The following is a 17964-nucleotide window of genomic DNA, read 5'->3' as shown; positions in this document are numbered from 1 at the left end:
CGTTACGGCAAGAAAGTTCCTCACGTCGGGCACCTGGAAATGGCTGCCGTTGTCGTAGGTATAGATAGTGCCGACGCCGTTCTCTTTCATCGCGGCGGCAATCCACGCGGTTGTCACGCCCATGCCGGTGCCCAGCTCTACGACGACTTCCGGTCTTTCCCTGCGAACCAGGCTGTAAAGCAACGTGCAGATGTCTTCACTGCCGTAGATCGGACCGAGTTGATATCGGGCGGCCAACAGTTCTGGAAAATTCGAGGCGATATTCCACATGTGGACGGAAGATTCCTGAGAGTGATTTAGCAGCGATCAGTGCGCACCGACGACTGCGACACTGCACGTCAGCCGTCTTCTGGGCCAGAATGCTGAAGTTGTCAGTCGCGCGCGCTGCGCTCGTACCGAGGAGCATAATGGATGAGCTGATTGCCAAGGCATCGCAGGGCGTCGATATGAGTTCGCCCGACGCGTCCCTTCACATCTTCATGAACCTGATGAACATGCTGCCGCTGGCCGCGCTGTTCTGGTGGAGTGTGGTTTTTGTTGTCGTAGGCGCCTTGTTGGGTTGGTGGCGGGGCCGTCTGATGGCCGGCGTCGTCTGGGCGTTGGCACTGGGACCGATCGGCTGGATTATTGTCCTGCTCATCCCCAAATCAGCCAAGCCACCGCCGCTTCCGCGCTAATGTTTAGCCGATGGGGTGTATTATCAAAGTCGAGGTGAATCCGTTGAGCGACAGTCATTCCGTCAAAGCGCATATGCACCATCACCACGACGGTCCCAAGGAGTTCGTCGCGGCAGTGGAGCACGCCAGTGAGGAGCGCGGTCTGCGTCTCACGCCGCTGCGCAAGGAAGTGCTGGAGCTCATTGCGGCCGCGGGCAAACCGGTCAAGGCGTACGATTTGCTCGATCATCTGCGCGAACGGCATGGAAATGCGGCCCCGCCCACGGTCTATCGCGCACTCGATTTCCTGCTTGAACATGGCTTCATCCACAAGCTGGAATCGATCAACGCGTTCGTGTCATGCCATCACCCGGCCGAAGCGCATCAGGTGCCATTCCTGATTTGCGATGTGTGCTCCAGCGCGCAAGAAGTGTGCGATGAACGGGTTGCCGAACTCATCGAAGCGCAAGCCAAGACGTTCGGCTTCCGCCCCCAGGCACAGACTCTGGAAGTGCACGGCATCTGCAAAGAGTGCCGCAAGGCCTGATTCCTCCGTAATTTGCTCCCCTTGACTGGGTCGCTTGCGTGCGGCTCATCGATGTTATATTGTATCAAAACGATGCCGCCCCCCGGCTAACCCCTGCATGGTGTAGTCCCACATGGATTCCACGCCAACGCCGCCTCCGACACGCTGGTGGAACTTCGCCGATAGAGTCGGCGCCACCGCGTCATTTCTCTGCGCCATCCACTGCGCGTTGCTGCCATTTGTCCTGGCGATTCTTCCCTTACTGGGATTGAGCTTTCTCGCCGATCACGCGTTTGAGCGCGGTTTTGTGCTGTGTGCCAGCGCACTTGCACTGTTTGCACTCGTCAACGGCTATCGCCGTCATCATCGATCGCTGCCACTTCGACTGGCATTTCCAGGACTGGCGTTGCTGGTGATGGGCGTTACCTTTGCGGAGAACTATTCGATCATCTTGCACAGCGTGCTGGTCACTTGCGGCGGTTTGCTGGTTGCCAGCGCTCACTTCGTCAATCTTCGATTCGATCGTCAGCTTGGCCACGTACATGGCCCGCACTGCGCGCATTGAGCGTGCAGTGATTGTGTAACGGCGGCGATGCTTCCTAGCATTATTCAATGAATCACGTGCACAGCCACGCCTGCGAGCATCACGATCACCCTCAGGAGACAACGAGGGCGACGGGGCGCGAGCGCAAATTGCTGTTTGCGTTTGTGCTCACCGCGGGAATGATGATCGCCGAAGTGGTTGGCGGCCTATGGTCGGGATCGCTGGCGCTGCTGGCCGACGCGGGTCATATGCTGGTCGACTCACTGGCGCTCGCACTAGCCTTTTTTGCGGTGCGCCTGGCGTTGCGTCCGGCGGATGCGCGACGCACCTATGGCTACGGGCGCCTGGAAGTACTGGCCGGTTTCGTCAATGCGCTCACGCAGTTTGTGCTGGTTGGATTTATTGCCTACGAAGCCATCACGCGACTTTTCAAGCCGGTCGAGATTCTCTCCGGTGTGATGCTTGGTGTTGCGATTGTCGGCTTGCTCGTCAATCTGATTGTGTTGCGCAGCCTGCATGGGCATGCCCACGACGACGTGAACCTCGGCGCAGCGACGTTGCATGTGCTGGGGGATCTTCTGGGTTCCGTGGGTGCCGTGCTTGCTGCATTGGCCGTGCGCTGGATGGGATGGAACTGGGCTGACCCGGTGCTATCGCTGCTAGTGTCGCTGTTGATCCTGCACAGCGCGTGGCAGTTGCTGCGCCGCTCGACGCACATCTTGCTTGAGGGCGTGCCAGAGGGCATGGACCCTCAGGAAGTCGAAACCGTGCTTCTTACCGCCGATGTGTCCATTCGCGATGTGCACCATCTGCATGTCTGGCAGCTTGCATCCGGCTCGCGCATGGCCACGCTGCATCTTGAGCTACACGATCACAGTGACGATGCGCGCGTACTGGCCGCCGTGAATCGCACCCTGCAGGATCGCTTTGGCATCCGGCACACCACCGTCCAGATCGACCCGGGCGATTGCCCCGATGGCGACCCCGGCTGCAACGCGCGCCACCCCCACTGACGTCACCCTTGGCGCTTGAGGGCCCCGCTGCTAGGATGATAGACCGTCCACAGCATTACGCTTTAAGGAGTTCTTATGGGTAAGGGTGATCGCAAAACCCGTCGCGGCAAGACCTACCGTGGCAGCTACGGCAACACGCGCGCGCACTCGGTGCAGGCCGCCGTGGCCGGCGCCAAGCCGACCGTGACCAAGCCGGCAGCCGTCAAGAAAGCCGCTCCGAAGAAAAAATCGGCCTGAGCTTCCCAGCTCGGCGTCCTAAAAAGCCCCCGCCCGTCGGGGGCTTTTTCATTATCCGGGGACAGTCGGTCGCATACACTCGAGGTCGCCGAATCCAAAGGCGGGCGAGGGAAGCGATATGGCGGTACCTCCCACTAGTGCGCTACCGGAAGTCGATATCTATCTGCACGTACGCGTGCTGATGGGCATGATCGTCGGTCTTGCGCTGACGCACTTGCTGCGTCACGCCGCACGCATCGTCGAGCACCCCAAACAGACCGGCATCTACTGGGTGCATCTGGTCTGGGCGTTTTCCATGTTTCTTTTCCTGCTGCATTTCTGGTGGTGGGAATTCCGGCTCGCGTCATTGCAGCAGTGGAGCTTCAATCTGTATATGTTCGTGGTGATCTATGCGCTGCTGTTGTACCTGCTTTGTGCGCTGATCTTTCCCGAACAAATCGCTGGCTATAAAGATTATCGGGACTACTACTATTCCCGCCGCGCATGGTTCTTCGGCACGCTCGCCGTGATGTACATCATCGACTATGCCGACACATGGGTGAAAGGGCCTACTTATTTGCGCAGTTTCGGCACGGAATACGCGATACGCAATGGCACGTACATTGTGTTGAGTCTCGTCGCCATATGCACGAGACGGCCACGCTTTCATGAACTCTTTGCCGTCGCGGGCGTCATTTACCAGCTTTCGTGGATCGCGCGCGAGTTTGAAACGCTTTGATCACTTCGCAGGGTTGTCACAGCAGCAAATCAGGACGCCTGCTTAGCAGTCACGCCGCCAATCCATACCTGGCGCACTAGACCGCCGCCAATCCAGTAACACAATTCTGCGGGTTGTCTCGCATTCCATACGACGAGATCGGCGCGCTTCCCAACAGCCAATGTGCCGCGATCGGATAAACCCAAAGCGCGTGCAGCGTTCACCGTGATGCCGCGCAACGCTTCTTCAGGTGTCAGCCTGAAAAATGTGCACGCCATATTCGCAGCCAGCCGCAACGACAGAAGCGGGGATGTGCCTGGATTGCAATCCGTCGCAATCGCCATCGGTACGCCGTGCGAGCGCAGCGCATCCACTGGCGGAAGTTTGGTTTCACGCAACGCGTAGAAGGCGCCGGGCAAAAGCACTGCCACCGTACCCGCCCGCGCCATCGCCTGAATGCCCGAATCGCTAAGGTATTCGAGATGGTCGGCGGACAATCCGCCGAATTCGGCGACCAGCGCGGCACCGTCCAGATCCGATAACTGTTCCGCATGCAGTTTTACCCGCAAGCCAAGCAAGCGCGCATGCTCGAACACGCGCTCCGTTTCGGCGCGCGTGAAACCGATGCCCTCGCAGAACGCGTCTACGGCATCGACCAGACCTTCGTTCGCAAGTGCCGGCAGCAGTTCATCGCAAACAAGCGAGACATAGTCATCGCGCCGATCCTTGTACTCCGGCGGAATCGCATGCAATCCCAGAAAGCTGGTCTGAACATGAATGCCGAGTGCTTCGCTCAAGCGTCGCGCCACGCGCAGCATGCGTCGTTCCGCCTCCAACTCCAGTCCATAACCGGATTTGACTTCGAGCGTGGTGACGCCATCGGCCAGCAGCGCGCGTGCACGTGGTAGTGACTGTGCGAAGAGTTCGTCCTCGCTCGCATGACGCGTCGCACGCACCGTCGACACAATGCCGCCACCTGCACGCGCGATCTCTTCGTAGCTAGCGCCATTAAGACGCAGATCGAATTCCTGCGCTCGATCGCCGCCGAAGACCAGATGCGTGTGGCAGTCGATCAATCCCGGCGTGACCAGTGCGCCATCGAGGTCGTGGACTTCCAACGCCATTGTTGCTGACGCGGAAGGAAGATCTCGCATTGCACCTAACCAAACGATGCGGCCATCCTGGCAGGCAATCGCTGCATCGGTCAGCAGACCGTGGCTGGCTTCGCCGACAAACGTGGCGAGCGATGCATTCGTCAGTAGCAGGTCCCAATTCATGACTCAGGCTTTTCGTCGGATATATCGGTGGGTGCGACAGGTTCGCCATACGCGCTGGTTGGCCCCACCTCACTGCTTACCGGAGATGGCGCACGCTGTTTTTCGACAGCCGAACGTTCCGCCTGCTGTCGTTCGAAGTCCTGGATCAAGCGTTCGGCGAAATCCTTGTACACCGGCGTGGGACAGAAGATCGATGCCGCCGCGCGGGCGAGGAGACAAGCCGCCATGATCGGAATCACCATGTCCTGATTGTTCGTCAGCTCCATGGCAATCACGGCTGATGTCAGCGGAGCGCCGGTCACGCCAGAGAGATAAGCACTCATGCCCAGTAGCACCACGGCGGCTTCCGGCGCGTGCGGCAGGAAGTAAGCGATGTTGTGACCAAGTCCGGCGCCCACCGCCAATGCCGGCGAAAAAATGCCGCCCGGAATACCTGCCCAATACGACACCACGTTGGCAAGCAATTTGACGATGCCGAAACCATGGCCCGGCGTAAGGGATGCTTCCTGCACGAAGGCGCGTGCTTGCGCGTAGCCCGTGCCGTACACAGCGTTATGCGAAAACACGCCGAGCAACGCCAGTGCAAAACCGCACCCGACGGCGAACAGAATCGGGTTGCGTTCGCGCAAGCGGCCAACCGCCGCCAACGGTCCTTGCCGGCTTAAAAGAATGAGTCGAGCAAATATGCCGCCCAACAAGCCGCCCACGAGCCCGCATAGCAACACCGCCAACCACGCATGCCCCAGCGGCAGACTGGCTTGTACCGTGCCGAAGTAAGCGTAATTGCCGGTAATGCCCAACGACACCACGCCACCCACGATCACGGCGGTGAGCAACAAGCCGCTGAAGCGGTGTTCGAACGTACCGGCCAATTCTTCAATGGCGAATACCACGCCCGCGAGCGGCGTATTGAATGCGGCCGCGATACCTGCGGCACCACCGGCGAGAATAAAGCGCGAGATCGCTTTGGGGTCCGAGAAGCCAAGCCTTCTTCCCAGCGAGTAGAACAAGCCTGCGCCGATGTGCACGGTCGGACCTTCGCGGCCAATCGATGCACCCACGGCAAGTGCCACCAAGGTGAGCACCATTTTGCTGACGGCAATCGGCAGCGCCAGCATCCGCGTACGAAAACTCTCATCCTCGATATGGATACAAGCGATCGCCTGCGGAATACCGCTACCGCGCGCAGCGCGCAACCGGCCTTCGGTGGCCCACGACAGTAAGCCGAATACGGCAGGGGTCATGATCAGCGGAATCCAGATGCCATGCGCCACGATTTTCTGAAACAGCACATAGGCCCAATCGCTGGCCTTGGCAAACAGAATCGCTGCCAGTGCAACCAGGATGGCGCCGCTCCATAGGGCAATGCGGCGCTTCCATTGATAGGGAGCAAAAAACTCATGACCAAGCACGGCGCGCAGCCGTGGATTGGAGGCTTTGGGTGGCTGTGCAGGAGATTCGGACATTCTCCGATTATGGCAGATGGGCCACGCTTCCTCTCCCCCGTGACGAGAGGATGCTGTCGGTTAACGAGGCCGTGTCAGCCAGCGTGTTTCGTAGAGGTCGAAGCGCCGATCCTTGAGATTCTGCACGGCACCGGCGTTGCGCGCCATGGCAAGACTTTCCAGCCGCAGGTCGGCGAACAACACTGTTTCGATGTTCGGTGTGGAATCGGCGGCAACACCATCGCGCGCGAAAGGAAAATCGCTGGGCGTCAGGATGCAGCTTTGACCGTACTGGATATCGAAGTTGTTGACGCCGGGCAGGTTGCCGACGTTGCCCGACATAATCACATAACATTGATTTTCGACAGCACGAGCTTGCGCGCAGTAGCGAACGCGCAGATAGCCTTCGCGCACGTCGGTACAAAACGGCACGAACAACATCAGTGCACCCTGATCGACCAGATGCCGCGCGACTTCCGGAAATTCCGAGTCGTAGCAGATCATCACGCCAATCGGGCCGCAATCGGTCAGAACCGTTGCCGCCGTGTCGCCACCGGTGACATTCCACGTGATGCGCTCGCTGGGCGTGGGGTGAATTTTCTCGCGCTCGTGCAGTGAGCCATCGCGCAGACACACATAGCAGACATTGTGGATGTCGCCATTCTGCTGCTCGGTCGGATGCGAGCCGGCGATGATGTTGATGTTGTAATGCACCGCCAGATGCGTGAAAAGCTCCTTTACTTGCGGTGTGTAGTGGCTGAGCTTGCGTATGGTGTTGACGGGAGACAACTCCTCGTTCTCGATCGACAGCAACTGCAGCGTAATCATTTCCGGAAAGGTAACGAAATCGGCGTTGTAATCCGCTGCAATGTCGGTGAAGTATTCGACGTGCGTGGCGAATTCCTCGAACGACTTGATGCGGCGCTGCATGTATTGCACCGTCGCCACGCGTACCGAATGGGGCAGGTTGCGCGTTGATTTGATGGCAGGAATATCAGGTTGATCCAGCAACGCAGGGTTGCGCCACACCAGATGTGCAGCATAGCCGAGCGAGTCGTAATCCGTCGGCACGTAGGCGCGCAGAAGGCCGATGATTTCAAAATCGTTGGCTAGCTGAAAACTCAGCGTTGGATCGCGTCGGTGACCTTCGACAATCGCTTGAACATAGGCTTCCGGACTTCCATAACGTTGAATGTTTCGTGCAAGGCCGGGAATGCGTCCGCCGAATGTAATGCCACGTAACTTCAAGTCGTTGCACAACCGTTTGCGTGCCTGATAAAGGCGCTGGCCGATGCGCATGCCTCGATAATCGGGATGCACCACCACTTCCATGCCGTACAGCCAGTTGCCGTCCGGATTATGGCGCGATGCCATGCCTCCGCCGGTAATCTGCATCCACGTATGCGGCTTCAAGGCCAGGGATTCGTCGATACGAAACGTGGCACAGTAGCCGACGATGTTGCCTTCGTATTGGACAACGAACTGACCTTCGGGGAAATGTGTCTGCTGGGATCGCAACATTTCCGCCGAATGCCCCCACTCGGCCGTGTAAATGCGTGCGGTGAGGTCTACAAGTGCGGGTACATCCAGGGGCGTGGCTTGCCGCAAGGTCAACTTGGGCGACATTTCGCTTTTCTTGGCCATTCCTTCATTTTTTCGCATGCAAGGTGAAGCGGATGCGAGCGAACCGGTAAACTCCGCAAGCCACAGGGAGATTGTTCATGAGCGATTCGGCCGCGGCCCATACCTTTAAAGCACGCCAACTCTGGCGCGACAATGAGTGGCGCTCCGACGCCGTTTTTGCCGTGGACAACCAGGGTTGGATCGGCGCGTCTCGCGGCGGTTCCGAGCAACTCCTCGATGGATGGGTGCTTCCGGGCATGCCGAATCTGCATTCGCATGCGTTCCAGCGCGCGATGGCGGGCCTCGCCGAGCGTCGCGGTCCCGGGGACGATTCCTTCTGGACCTGGCGCGAAACCATGTATGGTTTCGCTGCCCGCATTAATCCGGACACGTTGCAGGCCATAGCCGCACAGCTTTACGTGGAAATGCTCAAAGCGGGTTACACGCAAGTTTGCGAATTTCATTATCTGCATCATCAACCGGATGGCACGCCTTACGCGCAAGCCGAAGCGATGTCGCTTGCGCTGATCGAAGCGGCGCGCGAAGCAGGTATCGCACTTACCTTGTTACCGGTGCTTTACATGAGCGGCGGTTTCGACGGCCGCGCGCTATCGCCACGCCAGCGCCGTTTTGGTCATGATGTGGAGAGCTATCTTCACGTGCTGGCGTCTTTGCGCAAACTTGAACGCAGTGACTTACGCGTGGGCGTAGCACTTCATTCCCTGCGTGCGATTCCCGAGCAGTCATGGCGTGGTGTCGTTGAGCACGAAGCGCTGAAGGCTGGCCCTATACACATTCATATCGCCGAGCAGATCGGCGAAGTGCAAGACTGCCTCGCCACGCGTGGCGCACGACCGGTCGAGTGGCTGTATGACCACGCGCATGTCGACAAACGCTGGTGCCTGGTGCATGCCACGCATCTCACCGAAGCGGAGACGGCGCAGATTGCGCGTAGCGGTGCGGTAGCCGGTTTATGTCCTACGACGGAAGCGAATCTGGGCGACGGATTGTTTCCGCTTGCGCGTTATCTCGATGCGAAAGGTGTGCTCGGCATCGGGTCGGATTCGCACATCTCCATCTCGCCTGTGGAAGAGTTGCGTTGGCTTGAATATGGACAGCGCCTGCTGACGCGGCACCGCAATGTTGCGGCACGCCATGCGGGCGACAGCGTCGGCGAGACACTGTGGCGAGCTGCCTTGCAGGGTGGTGCTCAAGCGGCGGATCTTGCTATCGGCGACCTAAGCGACGGCAAGCGTGCCGACTTCATCGTGCTCAATAGCGAATCGCCGCTGTTGGCTGCGCGCGACAAGCGTTCGGCGATGGACAGTTTTCTGTTTGCCGGCAACACGCCGCTGGTTCGTCACGTCATGACCGGTGGCCAGTGGGTCGTGCGCGATTTTCATCATCGCGATGAAGAACGCATTGCCGCGCGATACCGCACGGCAATGGCACATCTGGCAGCGGGTTGATTGGAAACACAAGCATGATGTTCAGCAGGTTTGCAGCCGGAGCCGGACCATCGAAAGGCTGCTGCCCGCTACCTCGCGTCGGCGGCCTCCGGCTGCAAGCCTGCTGAACATCACACGGTGGTTTTTCCAGATATCGAACAAGCGCGCTCTATGGTTATGTGTGTGTTTTGCGCGGTGCGAATCATGCACATTGCTGAATAGAAATCGGATAAAAGATTTCGTCGTTCGCGTACAGAATGCGTAATTTTTGAAGCATCGACCGTGCAAATTACCTCGGCGCGGATGAACACATTCAAAGTAACGGCACCGCATGCCTTTGCTTTAGCGTTGACATGAATACGCGCTGGCAGTTCTTGCACGTAACAGCTTTCACATGCCTGACGGCGGGGCTGAACCCTCGGCATCAGTTCAGGTTTCTACGGTCATCGCAAAGAATCACGGCTGCGTTCTCCGACTTGAGTTCCAACTCACGAGGAGATTTGCCATGCGTCGTTATCTTTCTGTCTTCCTGTTCGCGCTTGCCATAGTGGGTGGCACGCTCGCCCAAACAGGTTGCATTGTTGTTCCGGCTCGTCCGGCTCGCGTTTGGGTGCCTGGCTATTACGCAACTGGGCACGTTTGGGTGGGCGGTTATTGGCGCTATCACTAATCGGGTTTCCATTCCTCGTTAGAGCGGCTCTTCGGAGCCGCTGCACGAGTAGCCCATTCGCGAACAAAGTCGATAAATACGCGCAGTTTTGGCGGTACCTGGAACCGGCTCGGGTAGTACAGGTATAAGCCTTCAAACGGCGGTAACCAGGGCTCGAGCACGCATTCCAATCGACCGGCATCGATCACAGTGCGCACGTTCATGTCGAGCAAGTACGTCATGCCGATGCCGTCTTCGGCGGCCCGCAAAGCTAACGAGAAGTCGTTGACGGTCAGGCTCCCGTCAACGGCCATCTCGTACCAACTTCCTTTTTGCGCGCCGCTGCGATGCGCAAATTCCCAGCGATAAATCGCGCCGCTGCTTGGCAGGCGGAATTTTATGCAGTTGTGGCTTTGAAGCTCTTTCGGATTTTCAGGTCGGCCGTGACGTTTGAAATAGGTGGGAGAGGCGACCACTACGGAGCGCATCGGTCCGCTGATGGGTACCGCAACCATGTCGCGCTCCACCCGTTCACCCAAACGGATGCCTGCATCGAAACTGTCGGCGACCAGGTCGGTAAGGCTGTTGTCGACGTGAATATCCAGCCGTACATCGGGCCATCGCGCCATGAATTCAGCGAGCATCGGTTCGATCATCCATTGCGACACGATGAAAGGAACGGTCAACCTGAGCGTGCCGCGCGCGCGATCGCCGTGCTGACGGGTCTCGTCCATCGCCCTGTCCAGCTCGGTAAGCGCTGGTGCGATGCGTTTGAGCAGGTCGCCGCCCGCTTCGGTCAGGCCTACGCGACGCGTTGTGCGCTGTAACAGGCGCGTCCCGAGCTGCGTTTCGAGCTGCTGCAGGGTTTGGCTCAGGGCCGAAGCTGTCACGTCGAGAGCGGCTGCCGCACGGGTAAAGCTGCCGTGCTCGGCGATCGCGCGGAAAGCGCGCAGGGCGTAGTCGTCCCGCATGGGCGTCCTCGGTCATTAGTTAGAACAGCTTTATAATGCATCAAGTGACAGGTGGTTTTTCAACAGGATCGCCCGGCGCACACTGAACTCGTCTTCCACCTGCGGAGTTCAGCCATGTCACTCGATCAGTACTTCACCCTTGGCCGTTCCGGTTTGCGCGTCAGCCGTCTCGCCCTGGGCACCATGACCTTCGGCGATGACTGGGGTTGGGGCGCCGCCGAGGACACAGCGCGTGCCATGTTCGATCGCTATCTGGAGGCGGGTGGCAATTTCATCGACACCGCCGACCTGTATACCGAAGGCACCAGCGAAACCATGGTGGGCAAGTTCATCGAGGAAAGCGGTACACGCGACCGCGTGGTGATCTCCACCAAGTTCAGCTACAACGCACAGCCGGGCAATCCCAACGCGGGTGGCAACGGCCGCAAGAACATCATGCGTGCCGTGGAGGCGTCGCTGCGCCGTCTGCGCACCGACTACATCGATCTTTATCTGCTGCACACGTGGGACCGACTCACGCCAGCCGAAGAAGTGATGCGCACGTTTGACGATCTGGTGCGTGCAGGAAAGATTCGCTACGCCGGGTTGTCCGACATTCCTGCGTGGTACGCAGCGCGAGCGCAAACTTTCGCCGAAGCGCATGCGTTGACGCCGCTGGTCAACATGCAGCTCGAATACTCGCTCGCGGAGCGCAACATCGAACACGAATATGTGTCGTTGGCGCAGAACCTCGGTATTGGGATTACCGCGTGGAGTCCGCTGGCGATGGGATTGCTGTCGGGCAAGTACAAGCCCAGCCAGCAAGGTGGTGAAGGCGAGGGGCGTCTTGCCAAAGTCGCTGGCGCACCGGGTTTTGAGCGTTTTACTGAACGCAACTGGAAAATCGTTGCCGAGCTGGAAAAGGTCGCGAAGGCATCGGGTCAAAGCATGGCGGCAGTGGCGTTGAATTGGGTCGCGACGCAGCCGGGCGTCGCGTCGGTGATCATCGGTGCGACTAAGCCGCAGCAGCTCGATGCCAATCTCGCCGCGTTGTCGTTCGAATTACCCGCTGAATTACGCACACGTCTGGATGCAGCGAGCGCTCCCGATAAACCGTTCCCTTACTACATGTTCCAGGACATTCAGCAGACGCGCATGCACGGTGGCGTGGCTGTTGGCGACAAACCTGCGAGTTACGCACCGCCGATCTTTGTGCCTTCCCTGGAAGCTCGCGAAATTCGCGCGAGCCGTTGAACTGCCACCTATCTGTCGGATGAAAAATGCGCTCTGAAGCGAAGGAGACTCCAATGACTGTCAGTGCAACAACACGCTGGGTAGACGTCGAACATGCGCGACTTCACGTCGAGTACGCAGGCGAGGGCAGCGCCATTACCATGCTGCACAGCTTTGTGGTGGATAGCGGCCAATGGGATATTGAATTCACCGCGTTCGCCGACACGCATCATGTCATCCGCTACGATGCACGCGGTTTTGGTCGATCCACGATCGAACCAGGCGACTACGCGCATCATGAAGATCTTGCCGCGGTGTTGGATGCATGTGGCGTTCGGCGCACTGCCTTACTGGCATGCTCGGGCGGCGCTGCGATGGCGCTCGACTTCACGCTCGCCAACCCGGAACGCGTGAGCGCCTTGATCTTCGTAAGCGCTGGTTACTGGGGTAAATTTGCCGACAGCACCCCTGCCGCGCGTGCATTCTTGCAAGCACTCAATACGTTGGATGCCAGCGGCATGATCGATAGCTCTCTGCGCGCCTTTACGGATGGTACGCGCCGCGCACCTCATGAAGTGAATCCTCTCGTGCGCAAACGCACGGAAGCCATGACGTCGGCGTTGTTCATGCGCGAAACCAGTTATTGGACGCGCGCCGCTACGGACCAACGTGTGCCCGAGCCTTCCGCCTTGCAACGTCTTGGCGAGATCCGTGTGCCTACCGTGCTGATGGTGGGGAGCGACGATCAGCCGGAAGTGATGGAACTGTCGAAAGTACTGGCCGAAGGCATTGCCGGCGCGCGTCTTGTGGTTGTTCCCAATGTCGCGCATCACGCCAATATGGAGGCGCCCTCTACCGTGCTTGCACAGATACGCGAGGTATTGCCAGGCACTGCAATGACCGATTGATATCCGCCGACTATCGAGCCAGATTCGCCGCGCTATCGATCCTCCACGTGTGCCGGATTATGCTTGTGCCATTCGCAACGGCGACGTCCCGATGAGCGCAAGCCTCTCCGACCCATCATCTGCCAAGCCCCTAGCATGGACGGACGAGGATTTGATTCGTCACGGCACACCTGCCTTTCGGCGAACCAATCTCGCCTTGTTCGCAGCCGGTTTGTCGACCTTCGGATTGCTGTATTGCGTGCAGCCGCTGATGCCGCTGTTCAGTGCGCACTACGGCATCAGCGCTGCGGCGAGTGCACTTTCGCTTTCGTTGACCACGGGGGTGCTTGCGTTCGCGATGCTGTTTGCCGGCGGTGTCTCCGATGCATGGGGGCGCAAATCCGTCATGGTGGCGTCACTGCTTTCCTCGGCAGTGCTGGTGTTGTTAACGGCACTCATGCCGAACTGGTACGCACTGTTGACCGTACGTACCTTGCTTGGATTGACGCTTAGCGGTTTGCCCGCGGTAGCGATGACGTATCTGACCGAGGAGATGCATGCGGAATCGATTGGCCTGGGCATGGGGCTGTACATCAGCGGCAGCGCTGTCGGCGGCATGAGCGGGCGGCTTATCTCCGGTGTCGTCGCCGATTATTTTGGTTGGCGTATCGGCGTGGCCGTCGTGGGCGTGGTTGGGCTTATTTGCGGAGTGATTTTCTGGCAGGCGCTACCGCCATCGCGCTATTTCCGGCCACAAGCGCTTCAATGGCGCGCGCTCTTGAGCCGCTTCGCCACTATGTTCCGCGATGCCGGTTTGCCCTGGCTGTTCGCCGAAGGCTTTCTGCTGCTCGGAGCGTTCGTCACGGTCTACAACTATCTGGGTTATCGGTTGCTGGCGCCGCCATACAACCTGAGCCAGACCGTAGTGGGCCTGATCTTTGCCATCTACCTTGTCGGCACTTTCAGTTCGGCATGGATGGGACATCTCGCCGGCAAACTGGGGCGACGCAAAGTACTGTGGACCGCGCTTGCCCTCATGCTTTTCGGCGTGGCGTGCACGATGATGACGCCGCTGTGGTTGATCATCCTGGGCATCACCGCGATCACGTTCGGCTTCTTCGGCGGTCATTCCATCGTCAGCAGCTGGGTAGGGCGACGAGGTGGCGTTGCGAAAGCACAGGCGTCGTCGATGTATCTATTCAGTTACTACATGGGCTCAAGCATCGCGGGTGCGAGCGGCGGCCTGTTTTACGCGGATTATGGCTGGCAAGGTGTGGCGTTGTTCGTAGGTGTGCTTGTTTTGGCGGGTTTGCTGATTGCACTTTGGCTCTACCGCGTGCAGCCGCTGCCTCAACTTGTCACGCCGCCCGCGCCGATGAGCAAAGGTGCCATGCCGTGAAAATCGATCTCATCGATCACATTGAGGTTAGCAATTATCCTGTCTGACGCGTGCCCGCCAACAGCAACTGCACAAAGCGTGGCACCAGGGGCGAGCGCTCGTCGTCACGATAGACCACGTGGATTTCCGACATCGCGGCAGCGTCGGCGAGCGGAACGAAGGTCACGCCTTCGAGAGCGATATGCCCGCACGACTCGGGCAGTATGGCGACACCGAGGCCTGCAGCAACAAGACCGATGATGGTCGAGGCCTCCAATGCATCCTGTGCGATGCGCGGTGAGAAACCAGCGTTACGACACAAGTTGTATGTGCGTTCGTAGACACCTGCGCCCGCGCTGCGCGCAAACATCACGAAAGGTTCCTGCGCCAACGCGGCGATCGGAAGTTTTCCGCGCGCATTGACACGCTTGACAGCAGGATGATCGGATCGCACGACGGCGGCCAGCGGATCACGGAACAGGCGTTTGGAGACGAGCGAACCCGGCAGTGATTCCGGCCGCAAGATGCCCAGATGCAGCCGACGTTCGAGCAACGCATCGATCTGCCGCAGCGAGTTCATTTCCTCCAGTTGCAAATGGACGGCAGGGAAACGCTGACGAAATTCGAAGATGGCGCGCGGGATTTGTTGCGACAGCGGAATGGTCCGCGTGAAGCCGATATGCAGCTCGCCCAGTTCACCGCGTTGCGCGCGCTGAGCGAGTTCGGTCGCGCGTTCGACGCGTGCAAGGATATCGCGCGCTTCCTTCAGAAAAATGCGTCCAGGTTCGGTCAGCGCGACGCGACGGTTGGTGCGCGTCAGCAAGCGCGCGCCTACGGTTTCTTCCAGTTGACGGATTTGCTGGCTGAGCGGCGGCTGCGACATGCCAAGCCGTTCCGCCGCCTTGCCGAAATGCAGGGTGTCGGCCACGGCGACGAAGTAGCGCAGATGGCGTAACTCGATAGTCATGGTGCTACTTTCGCGGCAATGTCGGCGATACTCAAGTAGCCTGAGAAAACCCTCTCCCGCAGGAGAGGGTTTCACATGCATTACTGCGCGGCAGCAGGTGCCGTCGGCTTCAGCATGCCTTGTACGTCTTCCAGCTTGCCGTCGCCGAAATTGGGCGTGACACCGAGGATGTGCGCCATCAGCGGATAGACATCCACATTCGGGAAGCTGTGGTAGCTGATACCGCTCTGAAACGCCGGGCCATGCGCAATGAACAGGGCCTGCATGTGCGGATCGGCATTGTCATAGCCGTGGTCGCCGACGCTTAGCTTGTCTTGATGTTTGGCGAGGTAATCCGTCGTCGCGATGCGCCAGCCTACGTCGGCCAGGCAAACCAACTGGGGCACGCGTGCATTGCTGCCGTATTGGAATCGTGCGGGTATGCGCGATTTATCCCAGCAGTGCATATGCTCTTGCGGCTGCTCCAGTTTCTCCTCGATCGCATTGAAATCGTGCTTGCGCACCGGGTTGAAGCCGGCAAGGACGCCGACGCTGACGGTATCCACGTCTTTCATGTTGATCAGCTTGTCGATCAGGATGCTGTTTTCTTTCGGCACGCTCGCCATGCCGTGATCGGATACCACGATGATGTTGATGTCATCGAAGAGATGGCGTTGGCGCAATCCATCGACAAGACGAGTCATGGCTTCATCCGTTCCACTTATCGCCTGGTTTACTTCCGGTGAGTCGGGGCCGTGTTCATGTGCCTGATGATCCACCGCATCGAAGTACAGCGTGATGAAGGTTGGGCGCTGTTCTGGCGGCAGATCCAGCCACGCCAGTACCTGCTCGACACGTTGATCGGGCGTTACCTTGGCGTCGAAGGGTTTCCAGTAATCTGGGCGACGGCCTTGAATGTCCGCCTCCGAACCGGGCCAGAACATCGTCGCCGAACGCATGCCGTCGGCGTCGACGGTTTCCCATAACGGGGTTGCCTGATCCCACCACAATCCGTTGCCCACCGCCTTGCGGTCGCTGATCGAGAATTTACCCAGCTCCGGATCAAGCATCGTGTTGTTGACGATGCCATTGTGATCGGGCACCAGCCCCGTGACGATGGCGTAATGATTCGGGAACGTCAGCGAAGGGAACGATGGCTGCATCGATTGCGCATGCACACCGGTGTCGGCGAGTGCTTGCAGCGTCGGACTCAATCCGCGCTTGATGTAATCGGGGCGATAGCCGTCGATCGAAATCAGCAGCAACGGAGCAGGCGCGTTGACTTTGGTTTGCTGCACCACCGGAACGGGCGCAGGTGGTGGTGCGGTCTTGTGCGAAGCGCAACCTGCGCCAAGAACAGTCAGTGAAGAAAGCAACAGGAGAGAAAACCGTTTCATCAGGACGATCCGTTTTTATCAATGGATAAGCCCCTCCATGATCGCGCAGATGTGTGACTAATTCAGCTCTTGCAAAAAAGTCGGGGCATGGCATTGACGCAAGTTCTTGTGAGGGAGCAAGGTCAACCCGGGCGTTGCAGCCAAGCAGTGGCGCCAAGCCCGGCACGCTGGCCGCTGGCGAAGCAGGCGGTCAGCAGATAACCGCCCGTGGGGGCTTCCCAATCCAGCATTTCCCCTGCGCAAAACACGCCGGGGAGGGCGGTCACCATCAAGCTGTCGTTGACCGCTTCAAAGCGTACGCCGCCGGCCGTGCTGATGGCTTCCGCCATCGGGCGTGCGCGGCGGAGTCGCAACGGGAGGCGCTTGATGGTTCGCGCGACGGTATCGGTATCCTGACATTGCGACTTGTCGAGCACTTCATGCAGCAGCGCAACCTTCACACCGGTCAGCCCGGTGTTGCGGCGCAGATGTTCGCTGAAGGAGCGGCTGCCGCGAGGCTTTGCCAGGTCGTGCTGCAAACGAGCGAGTGGGCGATCAGGGGCTAGATCCAATTCCAGCTTGGCGTGGCCATGCTCGGCAATCGCATCGCGCAATGACGCGGAAAGTGCATAGACAAGGCTGCCTTCGATCCCCGTCGCGGTGATCACGCACTCGCCCTGACGCGCATGTTCGTGTCCGGACTCGTCGCGCCAATATGCGGCTACCGGCTTCAATGGCGCACCGGCGAAACGTGCAGCGAGATAATCAGTCCAGCCAATATCGAAGCCACAGTTGGACGGCTGCAACGGTGCTGTATCCACGCCGCGCGATGCGAGCCAAGGCAACCAAGCGCCATCCGAACCGAGCTGTGGCCAACTGCCCCCACCGAGTGCAAGTACGACGGCTTTGGCCGTACATGTGCGTTCTCCGTCCGGTGTTTCAAAGCGTAGTGCGCCGTTTTCAGTCCATCCAAGCCATTGATGATGTACATGAAACCGCACACCGCTTTCGCGCAAACGATGCACCCAACCGCGCAACAAAGGCGCCGCCTTCAGATCGCTGGGAAAAACGCGGCCGCT

The 17964-nt window shown here is 59.1% G+C and carries 19 protein-coding genes; 11 read left to right on the top strand and 8 right to left on the bottom strand.

Translation table 11 applies throughout. The annotated features are described in order from the left end of the window. Positions 1–270 (bottom strand): hypothetical protein (locus VK725_RS02955; protein WP_414648439.1); only part of this gene is annotated, 270 nt, incomplete at its 3' end. Positions 271–407: 137 nt separating this feature from the next. Here VK725_RS02955 and VK725_RS02950 point away from each other — a divergent pair. From VK725_RS02950 to VK725_RS02925, 6 genes are all read left to right on the top strand, one after another. After that, entirely contained in the window at positions 408–677 is a 270-nt protein-coding gene (locus VK725_RS02950) for a hypothetical protein (protein WP_325316565.1), read from the top strand. Positions 678–750: 73 nt separating this feature from the next. Beyond that, entirely contained in the window at positions 751–1203 is a 453-nt protein-coding gene (locus tag VK725_RS02945) for a transcriptional repressor (protein ID WP_325316566.1), read from the top strand. A 112-nt stretch (positions 1204–1315) separates the two neighbouring features. Then, entirely contained in the window at positions 1316–1747 is a 432-nt protein-coding gene (locus VK725_RS02940; protein WP_126672121.1) for a MerC domain-containing protein, read from the top strand. Positions 1748–1794: 47 nt separating this feature from the next. After that, positions 1795–2739 (top strand): cation diffusion facilitator family transporter, encoded by a 945-nt coding sequence (locus VK725_RS02935; protein ID WP_325316564.1) that lies wholly within the window; start codon positions 1795–1797, stop codon positions 2737–2739. A 75-nt stretch (positions 2740–2814) separates the two neighbouring features. Continuing rightward, on the top strand, positions 2815–2976 hold the full coding sequence (locus tag VK725_RS02930) for a 30S ribosomal protein THX (RefSeq protein WP_325316563.1): 162 nt from the start codon (positions 2815–2817) through the stop codon (positions 2974–2976). Between the two features lie 118 nt (positions 2977–3094). Continuing rightward, complete coding sequence (locus tag VK725_RS02925) at positions 3095–3694, top strand: hypothetical protein (RefSeq protein WP_325316562.1); 600 nt, start codon at positions 3095–3097, stop codon at positions 3692–3694. 29 nt (positions 3695–3723) lie between these two features. Here the strand turns inward: VK725_RS02925 and hutI are convergent, their stop codons facing one another. From hutI to VK725_RS02910, 3 genes are read right to left on the bottom strand one after another with little or no spacing between them, the layout of a single operon-like run. Beyond that, positions 3724–4950 (bottom strand): imidazolonepropionase, encoded by a 1227-nt coding sequence (gene hutI / locus VK725_RS02920; protein WP_325316561.1) that lies wholly within the window; start codon positions 4948–4950, stop codon positions 3724–3726. After that, the gene (locus VK725_RS02915) at positions 4947–6416 is read right to left on the bottom strand and encodes a chloride channel protein (RefSeq protein WP_325316560.1); all 1470 of its coding nucleotides are present in this window, start codon (positions 6414–6416) and stop codon (positions 4947–4949) included. The genes hutI and VK725_RS02915 overlap by 4 nt, the downstream gene beginning before the upstream one ends. A gap of 60 nt (positions 6417–6476) precedes the next feature. Beyond that, a complete protein-coding gene (locus tag VK725_RS02910; protein ID WP_325316559.1) occupies positions 6477–8039 on the bottom strand; it encodes a bifunctional GNAT family N-acetyltransferase/carbon-nitrogen hydrolase family protein in 1563 nt (520 codons plus the stop codon). 77 nt (positions 8040–8116) lie between these two features. Between VK725_RS02910 and VK725_RS02905 the strand changes: the two genes are divergently transcribed. Then, positions 8117–9487, top strand: a complete 1371-nt coding sequence (locus VK725_RS02905; protein ID WP_325316558.1) for a formimidoylglutamate deiminase — start codon at positions 8117–8119, stop codon at positions 9485–9487. 484 nt (positions 9488–9971) lie between these two features. After that, positions 9972–10136 (top strand): hypothetical protein, encoded by a 165-nt coding sequence (locus tag VK725_RS02900; RefSeq protein ID WP_325316557.1) that lies wholly within the window; start codon positions 9972–9974, stop codon positions 10134–10136. Here the strand turns inward: VK725_RS02900 and VK725_RS02895 are convergent. Then, positions 10133–11086 (bottom strand): LysR family transcriptional regulator, encoded by a 954-nt coding sequence (locus tag VK725_RS02895; protein ID WP_325316556.1) that lies wholly within the window; start codon positions 11084–11086, stop codon positions 10133–10135. The genes VK725_RS02900 and VK725_RS02895 overlap by 4 nt on opposite strands. Before the next feature lie 114 nt (positions 11087–11200). Here VK725_RS02895 and VK725_RS02890 point away from each other — a divergent pair, with 114 nt between their 5' ends. The 3 genes from VK725_RS02890 (at position 11201) to VK725_RS02880 (ending at position 14584) form a co-directional block, all read left to right on the top strand. Continuing rightward, a complete protein-coding gene (locus tag VK725_RS02890) occupies positions 11201–12319 on the top strand; it encodes an aldo/keto reductase (RefSeq protein WP_325316555.1) in 1119 nt (372 codons plus the stop codon). Between the two features lie 53 nt (positions 12320–12372). Beyond that, a complete protein-coding gene (locus VK725_RS02885; RefSeq protein WP_325316554.1) occupies positions 12373–13206 on the top strand; it encodes an alpha/beta hydrolase in 834 nt (277 codons plus the stop codon). Between the two features lie 91 nt (positions 13207–13297). Next, positions 13298–14584: an MFS transporter gene (locus VK725_RS02880; RefSeq protein WP_325316553.1), complete on the top strand. Its 1287-nt coding sequence runs from the start codon at positions 13298–13300 to the stop codon at positions 14582–14584. A 34-nt stretch (positions 14585–14618) separates the two neighbouring features. Here VK725_RS02880 and VK725_RS02875 read toward each other — a convergent pair whose 3' ends face one another. The 3 genes from VK725_RS02875 to VK725_RS02865 all read right to left on the bottom strand — a co-directional run. After that, complete coding sequence (locus VK725_RS02875; RefSeq protein WP_325316552.1) at positions 14619–15530, bottom strand: LysR substrate-binding domain-containing protein; 912 nt, start codon at positions 15528–15530, stop codon at positions 14619–14621. Between the two features lie 80 nt (positions 15531–15610). Continuing rightward, positions 15611–16906 carry an ectonucleotide pyrophosphatase/phosphodiesterase gene (locus VK725_RS02870; RefSeq protein ID WP_325316551.1) on the bottom strand — a complete coding sequence of 432 codons (1296 nt, stop codon included), beginning with the start codon at positions 16904–16906 and terminating at the stop codon, positions 15611–15613. A gap of 122 nt (positions 16907–17028) precedes the next feature. Continuing rightward, a partial coding sequence (locus tag VK725_RS02865; protein ID WP_325316550.1) for a TIGR03862 family flavoprotein occupies positions 17029–17964 on the bottom strand: 936 nt, incomplete at its 5' end.

This window comes from Dyella sp. (assembly GCF_035486915.1).
Lineage (GTDB): Bacteria > Pseudomonadota > Gammaproteobacteria > Xanthomonadales > Rhodanobacteraceae > Dyella_B.
This window is presented reverse-complemented; position numbering and strand designations above follow the sequence as displayed.

Excerpts from the sequence above, each read along its gene's own strand:
- VK725_RS02950 (WP_325316565.1), top strand. The coding sequence starts at position 408 with ATGGATGAGCTGATTGCCAAGGCATCGCAGGGCGTCGATATGAGTTCG.
- VK725_RS02945 (WP_325316566.1), top strand. The coding sequence starts at position 751 with ATGCACCATCACCACGACGGTCCCAAGGAGTTCGTCGCGGCAGTGGAG.
- VK725_RS02940 (WP_126672121.1), top strand. The coding sequence starts at position 1,316 with ATGGATTCCACGCCAACGCCGCCTCCGACACGCTGGTGGAACTTCGCC.
- VK725_RS02935 (WP_325316564.1), top strand. The coding sequence starts at position 1,795 with ATGAATCACGTGCACAGCCACGCCTGCGAGCATCACGATCACCCTCAG.
- VK725_RS02930 (WP_325316563.1), top strand. The coding sequence starts at position 2,815 with ATGGGTAAGGGTGATCGCAAAACCCGTCGCGGCAAGACCTACCGTGGC.
- VK725_RS02925 (WP_325316562.1), top strand. The coding sequence starts at position 3,095 with ATGGCGGTACCTCCCACTAGTGCGCTACCGGAAGTCGATATCTATCTG.
- hutI (WP_325316561.1), bottom strand. The coding sequence starts at position 4,950 with ATGAATTGGGACCTGCTACTGACGAATGCATCGCTCGCCACGTTTGTC.
- VK725_RS02915 (WP_325316560.1), bottom strand. The coding sequence starts at position 6,416 with ATGTCCGAATCTCCTGCACAGCCACCCAAAGCCTCCAATCCACGGCTG.
- VK725_RS02910 (WP_325316559.1), bottom strand. The coding sequence starts at position 8,039 with ATGGCCAAGAAAAGCGAAATGTCGCCCAAGTTGACCTTGCGGCAAGCC.
- VK725_RS02905 (WP_325316558.1), top strand. The coding sequence starts at position 8,117 with ATGAGCGATTCGGCCGCGGCCCATACCTTTAAAGCACGCCAACTCTGG.
- VK725_RS02900 (WP_325316557.1), top strand. The coding sequence starts at position 9,972 with ATGCGTCGTTATCTTTCTGTCTTCCTGTTCGCGCTTGCCATAGTGGGT.
- VK725_RS02895 (WP_325316556.1), bottom strand. The coding sequence starts at position 11,086 with ATGCGGGACGACTACGCCCTGCGCGCTTTCCGCGCGATCGCCGAGCAC.
- VK725_RS02890 (WP_325316555.1), top strand. The coding sequence starts at position 11,201 with ATGTCACTCGATCAGTACTTCACCCTTGGCCGTTCCGGTTTGCGCGTC.
- VK725_RS02885 (WP_325316554.1), top strand. The coding sequence starts at position 12,373 with ATGACTGTCAGTGCAACAACACGCTGGGTAGACGTCGAACATGCGCGA.
- VK725_RS02880 (WP_325316553.1), top strand. The coding sequence starts at position 13,298 with ATGAGCGCAAGCCTCTCCGACCCATCATCTGCCAAGCCCCTAGCATGG.
- VK725_RS02875 (WP_325316552.1), bottom strand. The coding sequence starts at position 15,530 with ATGACTATCGAGTTACGCCATCTGCGCTACTTCGTCGCCGTGGCCGAC.
- VK725_RS02870 (WP_325316551.1), bottom strand. The coding sequence starts at position 16,906 with ATGAAACGGTTTTCTCTCCTGTTGCTTTCTTCACTGACTGTTCTTGGC.